11 protein-coding genes, 1 pseudogene and 1 CRISPR repeat array are annotated in these 13,687 nt (G+C 51.2%); all 12 genes and pseudogenes read left to right on the forward strand.

The window, feature by feature from the left end; translation table 11 throughout:
• Positions 1-62: 62 nt before the first annotated feature.
• The 12 genes and pseudogenes from GE278_08990 (at position 63) to GE278_09045 (ending at position 13,260) form a co-directional block, all read left to right on the forward strand.
• A complete protein-coding gene (locus GE278_08990) occupies positions 63-350 on the forward strand; it encodes a TonB family protein (GenBank protein ID QLK60884.1) in 288 nt (95 codons plus the stop codon).
• Positions 351-406: 56 nt separating this feature from the next.
• Positions 407-895 (forward strand): annotated as a pseudogene (locus GE278_08995) (hypothetical protein).
• A 900-nt stretch (positions 896-1,795) separates the two neighbouring features.
• Positions 1,796-2,035, forward strand: coding sequence for a hypothetical protein (locus GE278_09000; GenBank protein ID QLK60885.1), 240 nt, complete (start codon positions 1,796-1,798; stop codon positions 2,033-2,035).
• A 9-nt stretch (positions 2,036-2,044) separates the two neighbouring features.
• Complete coding sequence (locus GE278_09005; protein ID QLK60886.1) at positions 2,045-2,428, forward strand: DNA polymerase V; 384 nt, start codon at positions 2,045-2,047, stop codon at positions 2,426-2,428.
• A 304-nt stretch (positions 2,429-2,732) separates the two neighbouring features.
• A CRISPR array of direct repeats spans positions 2,733-3,430; the repeat unit is 28 nt; unit sequence GTTCACTGCCGGACAGGCAGCTTAGAAA.
• Between the two features lie 198 nt (positions 3,431-3,628).
• A complete protein-coding gene (cas1f, locus tag GE278_09010) occupies positions 3,629-4,606 on the forward strand; it encodes a type I-F CRISPR-associated endonuclease Cas1 (GenBank protein ID QLK60887.1) in 978 nt (325 codons plus the stop codon).
• Positions 4,603-7,860, forward strand: coding sequence for a type I-F CRISPR-associated helicase Cas3 (cas3f, locus tag GE278_09015; protein QLK60888.1), 3,258 nt, complete (start codon positions 4,603-4,605; stop codon positions 7,858-7,860). The genes cas1f and cas3f overlap by 4 nt, the downstream gene beginning before the upstream one ends.
• A gap of 376 nt (positions 7,861-8,236) precedes the next feature.
• The gene (csy1, locus tag GE278_09020) at positions 8,237-9,574 is read left to right on the forward strand and encodes a type I-F CRISPR-associated protein Csy1 (GenBank protein QLK60889.1); all 1,338 of its coding nucleotides are present in this window, start codon (positions 8,237-8,239) and stop codon (positions 9,572-9,574) included.
• The gene (gene csy2, locus GE278_09025) at positions 9,571-10,524 is read left to right on the forward strand and encodes a type I-F CRISPR-associated protein Csy2 (protein QLK60890.1); all 954 of its coding nucleotides are present in this window, start codon (positions 9,571-9,573) and stop codon (positions 10,522-10,524) included. Before csy1 ends, csy2 begins: the two co-directional genes overlap by 4 nt.
• 22 nt (positions 10,525-10,546) lie before the next feature.
• Positions 10,547-11,566, forward strand: a complete 1,020-nt coding sequence (gene csy3 / locus GE278_09030) for a type I-F CRISPR-associated protein Csy3 (protein QLK60891.1) — start codon at positions 10,547-10,549, stop codon at positions 11,564-11,566.
• 8 nt (positions 11,567-11,574) lie between these two features.
• Positions 11,575-12,129, forward strand: coding sequence for a type I-F CRISPR-associated endoribonuclease Cas6/Csy4 (gene cas6f, locus GE278_09035; protein QLK60892.1), 555 nt, complete (start codon positions 11,575-11,577; stop codon positions 12,127-12,129).
• Positions 12,130-12,766: 637 nt separating this feature from the next.
• Complete coding sequence (locus GE278_09040) at positions 12,767-13,156, forward strand: hypothetical protein (GenBank protein ID QLK60893.1); 390 nt, start codon at positions 12,767-12,769, stop codon at positions 13,154-13,156.
• On the forward strand, positions 13,153-13,260 hold the full coding sequence (locus tag GE278_09045; protein ID QLK60894.1) for a hypothetical protein: 108 nt from the start codon (positions 13,153-13,155) through the stop codon (positions 13,258-13,260). Before GE278_09040 ends, GE278_09045 begins: the two co-directional genes overlap by 4 nt.
• Positions 13,261-13,687: the final 427 nt, after the last annotated feature.

The following is a 13,687-nucleotide window of genomic DNA, read 5'->3' on the forward strand; positions in this document are numbered from 1 at the left end:
ATCGCATTTTCGATTTGAAAAAACACTGCACCGGGTTTTATATATAGAAAAAAGGGAGCCCGATGAAAAGCATACTATTTATTTTATTTGCATTAATACTTTCTGGATGTACTTCAGGTAACCATAAAGTTACGTATCCGTTCCGAGCAGGTGAACTCCGTGTATCAGGAGATGTGAGCGTTCTTTATGATATCAATGAAGAGGGAAGGACGAGAAATATCAGAGTAATAAATGCAGAGCCAAAAAATTACTTTGAAAAGTCCATAAAGCAGGACGTATCCAACTGGCAGTTTGCCGCAAATAACCCCCGTAAAGACGTCAGGCTTGATGTTTCATATCGCCTGGACTGAACTTAATAATCAATATGAACCCGCTTCGGCGGGTTTTTTTATGCCTGGAGCAAAACATGTCGGCAGGAACCATCGCATTAACCAATAACTCTGCAACCGTGACGGGTACCGGTACCGCCTTTACCACCGACTTAAAAGTAAACGACTTTATCGTCGTTATTGTCGGCGGTGTGACGTATAACCTGGGCGTCAAAGCTATAGCATCTGCAACGTCCCTAACGTTAATCATCCCATATGGCGGACCAACCGCTACCGGGAACGCATGGACTGCGGTGCCGAATGCTACCCTCGTCGGCATAACCGCGCAGGTTGCCGCCGATGTGGCGAAGGCTATCCGTGGCTTGAATTTGGATAAGGCCAACTGGCAGCAGATTTACAGTGGCACGGGTAACATCACTGTTACTCTTCCCGACGGCTCAACTTATACAGGGCCATCGTGGAAGTACCTCTCCGACAACATGGCCACAAAAGTTTCAGGCGCGGTTCCGATTGTTCAGGGGGGGACGGGAGCAACAACGCAAGCGGGAGCACAAACTAATTTAGGGTTAGTCAAGCAAACAAGTCTGAATGATGCCACTGCAGGAAGAGTCACTACCGTTGGTTCTTTTGGCGTGGGAACCAATACACCTGTTTCAGTTACCTTGGATGGGATTAAGCCAGGCGGACTTTATAACGCTCAAGCCGTTTTAGGTGGTATCGGCAACAATTCATCAGTATTGCAGGTGCCCTTCGATGCAAATACCGGTTATCAGGTAATTATCCCGACAATCATAGCTTCTGCGCCGAAAATGTTCCTGAGAATCGTTTCAACCACGGCACAATATAACGGACAGATTTGCGAAGTTTACACGACTACGAACACGACCAAGGGCTCAGGCGGGGTACTTTCAGCCGCTTCACCTGTTGCTCGAATCGTGTTTTCAAAAGGAAAAAGCACACGTCCGGATATCGATGAGGATACGTTTGAGTGGTGCGGTGACGGCGTCGCCAACCACGAAGCAAGGGGAATTAGAATCGAACGCGTTGATGTCGGTATTTATAAGCTAACTGGCAGTCTTGGTTTTGCTAAAGACAGTTGGCATTTGAAAGCACCTGCGGATCCAGCTGGTAACGGAGAGCTTGGTATTGTCGAAGGGGAAGAGGCAGAGGACGGTACACTGACTATCAAGCTTTTCAAAAAGCGATACAAACTGAATGAAGAAACCGGCGATATTGACCTGATTCAAGGCCTGCCAATAGATGTACCTGCAAATTCATGGATCGACGTTCGTATGGAAATGCATGCTGTGGTAATTGAAGAGCCAATCATTGCCGAGCCAGAACACACCACATAAATATCTTCCCTTCCCGATCAGCGGCATAAGAAAATTGTCGCTGATCGGGCTTTCCAGCCCATGACTCACATGATTATACTGTATGTATAAACAGTATTTTGTGAGGTGCTTATGCCCAAATATTCCGACATAAAAGGTGCTTTCATCAACAGCATCACATTAGATCCGAAGAAGGGCCAGATAGTCACAACGGAACGATTCGTCGCAGAGTTAGCGAAGGTAAATCATTTCTGGTCACTGCGTGAAGCTAATGAATGGATAACGCACTACCAGGGATTCTTCCGGGACTACTCGGAGCAAGAGGGCGAGAGTAAGCGCTATTTTCTGAAAAACATGGGCTACGTAAAGTAAGGAGGAACTATGGGATTTCCATCACCTGCAAGCGATTACGTTGAATCACGTATCGACCTGAATAAAGTCTGCAATTGTACCGGCCCCGCTTCTCGCCTGTACATCGCCGAGCGGTACCATGGAAAGCACATCAACTCCGGCACGATGCTGCTGATAGACCCGGCAATCAAACCGGTCGACGGTAATCTGCTGCTGGCGCAAATCAACGGTGAGATGGATGTGTGGCGTCTGGTGACAATCCTGCGCCGTGGGCTGGAGTCACTGATCGACAAGAACGTTTTCATTGAGTTCGGCGAAGCATTCACAGATGACGAGCTGGTGATCGAGGGGGTGGTGACGCATATCATCTACGATGCCAGGAATGATGTGTTCGATGATACGCCGTGCATTTGAAACTGTGGGGCATGTATGGGGCATAGCATTTTCATGCAGGTGCATCTTAGTGCAGAGCATTGCCCAAACCAAAAGCATAACTCATTGAAATAACACGTATGTGTATTGACGTGCATTCTTCAAGAAAAAGGCTCAATACCGAATATACGTATTGAGTCTCCTCAACCGACAGGCAAAACCCTTTCCCCAAAACCATTCTCAACTATCTGAAGTAAAAGGGATTTATTTAACATTCAAAGGCATTAATTTCACGCGCAAAATGAGTGTTAACTAATTGATTTAAATGATTATAAGTCGCTTTTAACCCCACTGCCGTACAGGCAGCTTAGAAAAAAAGTCTGCCACAACTACAAATGCGCTATCGGTTCACTGCCGGACAGGCAGCTTAGAAAGCTAAATACATGATTACAACCAAGTCCTGAAAGTTCACTGCCGGACAGGCAGCTTAGAAATACGCTCTTTGATGCCTTTGATGCCTTTGATGATGCTGTGCGTTCACTGCCGGACAGGCAGCTTAGAAAGTCAGCGCAGCGGGTACAGCCCTCGACGTTTAGTTCACTGCCGGACAGGCAGCTTAGAAAATCGGGTGCTGTAGATTTTGATCATCAGATCCGTTCACTGCCGGACAGGCAGCTTAGAAAGATCATCACGCGCTGGTTACCTCCAATCTGATGTTCACTGCCGGACAGGCAGCTTAGAAATGACAGCTCGACATATTGGCGCTGTTCACATCGTTCACTGCCGGACAGGCAGCTTAGAAAGGGAAAGGAAAGCCTACATGTCCGGCGCACCGGTTCACTGCCGGACAGGCAGCTTAGAAAATGCGCGACGCCGGCCAGCTTTCACCGGATGGGTTCACTGCCGGACAGGCAGCTTAGAAAAATAAGACCATCAAGCTTGTCAGCAAAGTCGATGTTCACTGCCGGACAGGCAGCTTAGAAAACTACGAGAGGTTACCGGATGAAGAATATGCCGTTCACTGCCGGACAGGCAGCTAATAAAACAACGTCCAAAGTTAAGTGATATATCCATTTTAGATAAATGAATAATTTGTTCATTTAAAACGAAGCAATAAATACACGCCCGCAATGTTTCTCGCTAAAATATCCAAAAATTCAATTAATTATCTGGTTGATATTTAAGTTCATGGGTTTATTTTATATTTCATTATTTTGGAATGTGAAAGGAAAGGACTCTTAAATGGCTGAAGGATTAACCCCCAGTGAACTCAAAACTATCCTGCATTCAAAACGTTCAAATATTTACTATCTGCAATATTGCCGCGTGCTGGTAAACGGCGGTCGCGTGGAATATGTGACCGAAGAAGGCAAACACTCGCTTTACTGGAATATCCCGATAGCGAATACGACGGTAGTCATGCTCGGGACCGGGACGTCGGTGACGCAAGCCGCGATGCGGGAGTTTGCGCGGGCTGGCGTATTGATTGGCTTCTGCGGCGGTGGTGGAACGCCGCTGTATTCTGCTAATGAAGTCGAAGTGAATGTTTCTTGGCTGACGTCGCAAAGTGAATATCGACCCACTGAATATCTACAGCACTGGGTCAGCTTTTGGTTTGACGAGCACAAAAGGCTGGCGGCAGCAGTGGCGTTTCAAAAAGTTCGCAGTGAACAAATTCGTAAACATTGGTCAGGCGTAACGATGGGGCGTGAGACCTGTTTTGTGTTGGAAGAAGGCAGCGTTGATACCGTTTTACAGCGTTTTGAGCAGAACCTTTCAGGCTGTAAGAATATTACCGAACTGATGGCGCAGGAAGCGGTGTTAACGAAGAGCTTGTACAGACTGGCGGCCACAGCGGTAAGTTATGGCGATTTTACCCGCGCTAAACGTGGTGGCGGACTTGACCTGGCAAACCGCTTTCTGGATCACGGCAATTATCTGGCATACGGATTAGCCGCAACAGCGGTCTGGGTGATCGGGTTGCCGCATGGTCTGGCTGTCATGCACGGAAAAACGCGTCGCGGTGGGCTGGTTTTTGATGTCGCCGATTTAATCAAAGATGCATTAGTTCTTCCGCAAGCATTTATCGCCGCAATGAAGGGTGAAGATGAGCAGGAGTTCAGGCAACGTTGTCTGATTAATTTTCAGCGTGCGGATGCCCTGGACATCATGATTGAAACCGTCCAGCAGGTTGCTCAAAAAATAAGTCAGTCACTATGAATCTATTATTCGTATCTGAATGTAATAAAAAAGCGCTGATTGAAACTCGCCGTATCATCGATCAGTTTGCCGAACGTAAAGGCGAGCGCACCTGGCAAACTGCGATGACAATGGAAGGGTTAAATACCTTACGCCGAATACTTAAGAAAACAGCGCGCAGAAATACCGCCGTCGCCTGTCATTGGATTAAATCAAATAATCAGACGGAAGTTATCTGGATTGTCGGAAATATTCGTAGGTTTAATGAAAAAGGTTCGGTACCGACGCACACCACGCAGCGGGATATTCTCAAATCCAACGCCGAATCCCCCTTCCACGCCACTCAAACCATTGCTTTGCTTGCTGCTATTGCAGGATTATTTCACGACTTTGGCAAAGCGAATCAGTTATTTCAGGATAAATTAAAAGGGAAGGGGAAAGGTTTTGAGCCTTACCGGCATGAATGGGTTTCTGTCAGACTGTTTCAATCCTTTGTGGGTAAACAATCAGACCTGCAATGGCTGAATTCTTTGCAACATGTTTCGGCGGAGCATGATAAAGCCATCCTTCATAATCTGGCGTGTAATAAGGCTGGAGACAGTTATTCCAGTCCTCTGGAAAGTTTGCCGCCTGTCGCGCGCGTAGTCGCCTGGCTGATCGTTTCGCATCACCGGTTGCCGGTCTATCCGCGGTCAGATGACCGCTATGCCAATCCTCCGCAGCTGGCAGATATTCAGAACTGGCAAAAATATCAGTTCGCGCCTTGCTGGAATTCAGTCAACATGGATTTACCGTGGACGGTGAAGGAACGGCGTGCGGTCTGGCAGTTCCCGCACGGAACGCCCATGCAGAGCGCGACGTGGCGCAGCAAAGCACAAAAGTTTGCGACACGCGCATTGCAGCTTCCTTTACTCAATTCTCCCCCTGCAATTCTCGAGCAACGTTTCACCAGCCACATGGCGCGACTGGTTCTGATGCTTTCCGATCATCTCTATTCTTCACTGGGCGCGACAAAAGGCTGGCAGGATCCAACATTTTCCACCTTCGCGAATACGGATAAAAAAACCGGCAAACCCAAACAACATCTCGACGAGCATAATATCGGTGTCAGCCAGAATGCATATTTGCTGGCGTGCAGCTTGCCAGCGTTACGCGAGACGCTTCCGGCGATTGCCCGCCACAAAGGTTTTAAGAAACGGGCGACAGAGCAAAAATATCGCTGGCAGGATAGCGCTTACGATCTCGCCTGCGGTTTGCGCGAACCATCGCAGCAGCACGGATTTTTCGGCGTCAATATGGCCTCAACCGGCTGTGGCAAGACGCTGGCCAATGCGCGGATTATGTACGGCCTGGCGGATGACACACGAGGCTGCCGGTTTTCGGTTGCACTCGGCCTGCGCACGCTGACATTACAAACCGGCGATGCGCTGGGTGAAAAACTCCATCTGGATAAAGACGATCTGGCGGTGCTCATTGGTTCACAGGCGGTGCAGGATCTGCATCAGTTAAATCAGGACAACAGTCAGACAACGGATAACGGCAGTCAGTCATCGGATGCACTTTTTGCGGAACATCTTTACGTGCGCTACGAGGGAACGCTCCATTCCGGCCGACTGGGTCAGTGGTTGAAAGGGAAAGATACTCTGCTGAAACTGATCAGCGCGCCGGTGCTGGTCACCACGATTGACCATCTGATGCCCGCCTGCGAAAGCCTGCGCAGCGGCCATCAGATTGCCCCGATGCTGCGGCTGCTGACCTCCGATCTGGTGCTCGATGAACCTGACGATTTTGATATGAATGATCTTCCCGCGCTGTGCCGGTTGGTGAACTGGGCGGGTTTATTGGGGGCGAAAGTGGTGCTTTCCTCGGCGACGCTTGCCCCCGCGCTGGTGCAGGCATTATTTAGCGCCTACGCCGAAGGCCGACGGGAATATCAGCTGGCCAACGGGCAGCCGGGATTACCCCTCAATGTCTGCTGTGCATGGTTTGATGAGCATAATGTCATGTCAGGACAGCATCCAAATGGTAAAGCGTTTGGCGTTCAGCATCGTGAATTTGTCGACAAGCGCGTTGCACTATTGCAGCGCGCGCAGACGTTGCGAAGGGCGATGCTGGTGGCGGTCACGCCTGAGAGTCCCCGTGAACCCCATGTTCTGGATGCCGTTTCACGGCGTATCCATCAGTCGCTGCTGGAATTGCATCAACAGCATCATCAGGCACGTGACGGCAAAACGTTATCAGTCGGGATTGTTCGCATGGCGAATATTAATCCGCTGGTTGCCGTTGCTCAGCGCCTGTTTATAACCGAATCCTCTGGTGATACTTGTCTGCATTATTGCGTATATCACAGCCAGCATCCGCTGGCGATGCGGGCGCATATTGAGAACCGGCTGGACGCCACGCTGACCCGTTATAAAGAAGAGAATATCTGGCAGGTGGATGAAATCCGACAAGCCATTGAACAGCAGCCGGAAACACATCATATCTTCGTGGTGCTGGCGACATCTGTTGCAGAGATTGGGCGCGATCATGACTACGACTGGGCGATTGCTGAACCGAGTTCCATGCGGTCACTTATCCAGCTGGCGGGACGGGTACAGCGTCACCGGCAAATAACGCCAAAATCGCCGAACGTGCATATCCTGCATAAGAACGTTAAGGCGCTGAAAAATATCGTCCCCGCCTATTGCAAACCCGGCGCAGAAAACAGCGCTAACCTGTTTAGCAGCCATGACTTATTCGATTTACTCCCAGCTGAAGATTACGAAATCCTCACGGCTATTCCCCGCATTCAGGAGCGTTTATTGCCTGAGGCAAAGAACAATTTTGTGGATATGGAGCACGGGCGCCTGTGGCCGGAGCTGCTTGGGCGGCCGCCTTGTGGTGAGAACTATGCCGCACGCTGGTGGCGTGACGATGCAAGCTGGTGCGGTGAGCTGCAACGACGCACGCCGTTCCGCCAGTCGTCACCGGACAGGCAATATTACCTGTGGCTGGAAGAAGAGGGCGATGCGCCCCTTTTTCGTCAGTCGGACGACGGTGCTGAAGGCTGGAAAGACAGCAGCGGGTTCAAACGGATTAATCAGGAGTACGCCAGCGGCGTCAGCCCGTGGATGGCAATGGATTACAGCAGCATTTACCAGCAACTTGCCGATCATTTGGGTTGGGAGCTGGCGCGGATCAGTAAAACCTTTGGCGAAATCTGTTTACCGGAAGATGAGAACAAACTGTGGCGCTGGCATGAAGTGCTAGGGGTGTTTGGCGCACTCGATTGAGTGCGCCGCTACCTGTGCGGTAGTTAAGGTTAAGCCAAAACAGCTTGTAGCTTTGATATTTCTAAGCTGCCAGTGCGGCAGAAAACTAGGGTAATCATTTAGAAGAAAGAAACCAAACATTTTTTCGATAAGCTTAGCTTTGATAGGTTGCATAAGGAAATCTTAAGTATAATATAACCTCAAAATTAATGAGGGTATTCCAATGCGCAGACACAAAATTCTACTTTTGCTGGGTCTTGTTTTCATTTTTCTTTTGCTTTACCCGAGCAGGGCAGAAGGGGGAAGGTGTTGCATTAGCGTGCTGCTAGATAATGCTGGACCTCCTAGGTAGGAATTGTAGTAGAAGCATGCCACCACCTTGGATAAGGAGTCTTAAGTGGAAACGGAATCATTAAAAAAATTTATTTTTCGGTTCATCGAAAGCCGTCAGCAACTCAAATTGGAAGCTTTCGATAAAGAAACAGAAAAGCGGCTGGCAGCAACGCGTGATGAGGATAGCGTTGCCCTGGAAGTACAGTTGTTGCAGCAGCGTCGCCATCTGGAAAAGAAATACGACATCCGTACCTGGCTGACCGATGCTGCCGCGCGCGCGGGGCAAATTAGTCTGGTCACGCACGCGGTGAAATATTTTCACGGTGATGCCAAAGGCAGCAGTATCTACAGCACGGTGAAAGTGGCCGACCCGGCTTACCTTTCCACCGCCACACTGCATTCACCCGCCGTCGATGCTGTCGGGAACTCGGCAGTCTTAGATGTCGCGAAGCTGTTGCAAACAGAACACGAAGGGGATTCTTTACTGAATTGCCTCAAACGAGGCGATCACTCAGCGCTGGCCGCTCTCGCAGAAAACGATACCCAGCTTGAGCAGTGGGTTCATGGCTTTATGCAGGCGCTGTCGGACAAAACTCTCTCGACGCATCAGCTCGCCAAACAGCTTTATTTTCCCCTGTCAGACGCCGGTGATTATCACCTGCTTAGCCCGTTGTATTCCTCTTCGCTGGCGCACGTGTTGCATCAGCGCATCAGCCATTCACGTTTTAGCGAGGAATCGGTCGCGGCGCGAAAAGCACGACGCGAGAGGCTCTGGCATCCGGCAGACGTGCGTTTTTTTCCAGACATCGCCGTGCAGAATGTCGGTGGAACCAAACCACAAAACATTTCCTATCTGAACAGTCTGCGCGGTGGCAAAAATCATCTTCTGCGCTGTGCGCCGCCTCAGTGGCAGCAATCACTTAAGCCGCCTTCCACGACAAAATCTGTCTTCACCGTTATTTCTCCAAGGCTGACCCGCGTGGTGGCTGAGATGCGCCGCTATCTGCACGGTGTTTTCGGGAAGGGAAATTCAGGTGAAATTCGTCAGAACCGCGCCGAATACGTCGATGAACTCATCGGCATGGTGTTCAGCTATGCCGCGGAAATTCTGGATCTGACGGAGCAGCAGGGCTGGAGTGCGGATGAAAGCTGCGCCCTTAAACTTTCACAGCAACTGTGGCTGGATCCTTTGCGGCAGAAAACCGATGCGGATTTCAAATTGCAACGCGAGCGCGGCGACTGGATTTCCGACGTCGCTGAGGATTTCGCCCACTGGCTGAACAGCCGACTGAATAAAGACGACAAACTGAATATGGGCGCGGCGGAATTCCTTGAATGGTCGGTGCTGATGCGCAGGCGCTTACGCGAATTCGATTCGGTGCAGCAGGAGAAATGGCAATGAGCACGTTGATTGTTTTGCCTCACCTGCAGGTCGAGAACGCGAATGCGATCTCCGGTCTGACCTACGGATTTCCGGCGATCACCCATTTTCTTGGTTTTACCCATGCGCTGTCGCGCAAAGTGCAGAAAAGCCACGGCCTGACCTTTACCGGCTGCGGCGTGGTGTGCCATCAGCATCATATTCAGGCGCATCAGGCGAATGAGCGTGGCGATCATTATTTCGCACAGACTCGTAATCCGCTGACGAAAGAGGCCAAAACCGCGCCCTTCAATGAAGAAGGGCGGATGCATATGACGGTCACGTTGTTTATCGAATGTCAGGGCAGCATTCCCCACGGTGACGCTGGGGCGAACGAGCTGGCGCAAGTTCTGCAATCGCTGTGCGTCACACAGCGGCTGGCGGGCGGTACGGTGATTTTGATGAAACCGGTGCGGGTGATGGCGCTGCCCGAAAGCCTTTCTGAGCGGGAAAATTTCACACGCAGCGAAATGTACCGCGCGCTGCCGGGTTTCGCGCTGGTGGATCGCTCCGAACTGCTGACGCAGCGTTTTGCCGAGCGGCAGGCGCAGGATCCGCAAGCCGAGATGCTCGACGCCTGGCTGGATTTCGCCGCGATCACCTACCGGGCAGAACGGCTGGAAGACGGTGCGGCTGACTGGCAATACCAGCCGAAACCGGCGAAGGGATATCTGGTGCCGCTGATGGTCGGCTATACGGCGATTTCCCCGCTATATGCGCCCGGCGACGTGGCGAAAACCCGCGACCCGACGCAGCCTTTTCGTTTTGCTGAGGCGGCTTATGGCGTTGGTGAATGGCGAAGCCCGCACCGCGTGACGGATATTCATCAGCTGTTCTGGCGCTATCCGCATAGTAGTGAAAATTACATTTGCAGCCACGCCAAACCTTTGCGTGAAGCCGATTTGACTGACCAAGAACACGCAGACTTTTAATCATTGAAACAAGGAAAGCACAATGGCTAACACTCCCGTAAAAACCGCCTCCGTTCTGGCTTTTGAACGCAAGTTGTCGAACTCCGATGCACAAATGTTTGCAGGTAACTGGAATGAGCGTGATATCAGCGCTCTCTTCCAGCCGCTGGAAATTAAAGAAAAAGCCGTACGCGGTACTATTTCCAATCGCATGAAGAATGCCATGTCCACCGACCCGGCGAAGCTCGATGCTGAAATCCAAAAGCCAAATTTGCAACGCGTAGACGTTGCCGCACTGCCGTTTTTCGCCGATACGCTGAAACTGCAGTTCACCCTGCGCGTGCTGGGGAATCTCTCCTCACCGTCGGCGTGTAACGATCAGGATTACCAGGCCGCACTGGCGGCGGTCATTGACGGTTATCGCGCAGAACACGGTTTTGGCACGCTGGCGGCGCGTTATGCCGGGAATCTGGCGAACGGGCGTTTCCTGTGGCGTAACCGCGTCGGGGCTGAAAACATCTGCGTAAAAGTGACGCATGATAAACATTGCTGGGTGTTCGATGCCTCGGCGTTCAGCCTGCGCAGTTTCGGTGCCATGCAGGGCGATATTGCGCAACTGGCAGCAGCGATTGAGCAGGGTTTAGCGGGAACCGGTTCGGCGTTGTTCACCGTCGAAGCCTTCGTTCAGCTGGGCGCAGGGCAGGAAGTTTTTCCTTCACAGGAGCTGGTGCTGGACAACAGCCGCGACAGCAAGAAAAGCAAGATTCTGTATCAGGTCGATGGCGTTGCTGCGCTGCATTCACAGAAAATCGGCAATGCCCTGCGCACTATTGACGACTGGTATCCGCAAGCCAGCGAACTGGAACTGGGCCCGATTGCCGTCGAGCCTTATGGTTCTGTGACCAGCAAAGGGAAGGCCTGCCGTCAGCCAAAACAGAAAATGGATTTCTATACCCTGCTGGATAATTGGGTGACGAAAGACAAAAAACCTGACGTTGAACAGCAGCACTACGTGATGGCGATTCTGATCCGTGGCGGCGTGTTTGGTGAGAAAGGCGAATAGGGGAGCTCATGGAAAGTTATCAGGAAATCCGCGTGCTGCCTGACCTTGAGTTTGGTGCTGAGTTGCTGATGGCCGCGCTGTTCGCCAAACTCCACCGTGCACTGGGGCGTTACGCAGCCGGGAAAATTGGAGTGAGTTTTCCGCATTACGCAATGAGGCCGGGGGACATCATTCGTCTGCACAGCCGTGCGGAAACACTGGCGGCGTTCGGGCAGATCCCGTGGCTGAAAGGCTTACAAGATCACATTGAGGTCAGTGTCATCCGCGATGTGCCTTTCGGCGTGAAATACCGCTGTTTCAGCCGCGTGCAGGTGAAAAGCAATGCCCAGAGGTTGCGCAGACGCTCAGTGAAAAAAGGCTGGCTGACGGAAGAAGAGGCGCTTGAGCGGATCCCCGACAGTAAATCGCAGGTGACGTCGTTGCCTTTTATTCACGTAAAAAGCCTGTCGAGCGGAGAGACGTTTCGGTTGTTTATCCGCATGGGGGAGGAGAGTAGCGTGCCGGTGGACGGGGAATTTGGGGCATATGGATTAAGTTCGGGGGCGACCGTACCCTGGTTTTAATACGACTGTATTGGCTGAAGCATTTGGTGTAAGCACTGAGATAGCAATTAAGCTTCAACAGGAAAGCACTAAGCAAGGTACTTTGCTTAGTGCTGTGCAAGGTCTTGTTGGTTTGCCGCCAATCACCCTCTAAAAACCGAAACGGAATGTGCTGTTATATTCACAGCATCATAAGTAAACAGAGGTCGCCTTCGGGCGGCCTTTTTTACTAGCACGATTATACGACCCATCACAACGAAGGTTCGTTATTGAGTTCACTGCCGCACAAGCAGTCTCCCAACCCAATAAAACCGTGTCCTATGTAACTGGCTGCAAACGATAAAAAGTTCCCTGGAAGCAATATCGCACTCTCGTTATTTATCCATTTTAACTGTGTGTCTATTCAGTTAGAGTTTGCTTGCTGCGGCAAAATCCGCAGCCGGGCGTAGGAACCTGAACCCCTGGTTGCACTTATGTATGTGAGTGCCATTGCACTGTATTACCAGCATAAATTCAGTATATTGTTTGGTAACTTAGGCGGGGCAACCTTCGGGTTGGTCGGAAGGGTAACCGATATTCCTACCCCCGTCTGAGTTACCGCCTAAGTGTAGGAACTTATGAGGTAACGCGTTTGCACACAACTTAGGGCTTCACGCAAATGGATATTACCCAGACTTCAGATACTCCAGATTCATGGTCAATCACTGACAGCTGCCGTTTAATCGCGAATGCGATGATCAATCCGCAGAACAGCGGGGCGCAGAACACTCTTTCGCTGATGATGCAGCATCAGCTGGAAAACCTTGAAGCGGCGCTGATGCAGCCGGTTCCTGAGCATCGTAAGAATCCCGAAATGCCCGCCGACGACGGCCTGTTCGATTACACAGAACTCGAACCTTCTGAGCTATGCGATCAGTGCATGGCGCTGAATTACGCCCTGATGACGCTGCATGACAAAAAGATAAAAGAGATCCTCGCGTTTATTCTCTGGGAGCGTTTCGAGATGCTGCGCAGTTCGCTGTATACGACCAGCGAGGATGCAGCATGAAACAAGACTGGCATCAGGCAGATATTATCGCCGCGATTAAAAAGAAGGGCACAACCCTCTTTCGCCCTAAAAACCCCCCATGGCGCGCTCAAAAATCCTGCTGAACGGAGCGGCCTGAAGACCAGAGGCTTCAGGACCGAGAGAAGGAACCGCGCAGCGGCAGGATTTTGCGCCACACGCCGTTGTACCAGAACACGTCCGTCGTTCCAGCGACAGCGCGCAGTGAAAAGAGCGTGGAGTCCAGAGGCCCGCGCGATAGCGGGTCTCTGGTCGGTGTGGGCCGACGCCCACGGTTTTGACTTTCGTGCAGGCCGACGCCCACGGTTTTGACTTTCGTGCAGGCCGACGCCCACGGTTTTGACTTTCGTGCAGGCCGACGCCCACGGTTTTGACTTTCGTGCAGGCCGACGCCCACGGTTTTGACTTTCGTGCAGGCCGACGCCTACGGTTTTGACTTTCGTGCAGGCCGACGCCTACGGGCTTGACCTTATCCCCATTCCCCAAAATTTTTTCGATCCCCATCACATAAAG

Source organism: Enterobacteriaceae bacterium Kacie_13 (assembly GCA_013457415.1).
Taxonomy (GTDB): domain Bacteria; phylum Pseudomonadota; class Gammaproteobacteria; order Enterobacterales; family Enterobacteriaceae; genus Rahnella.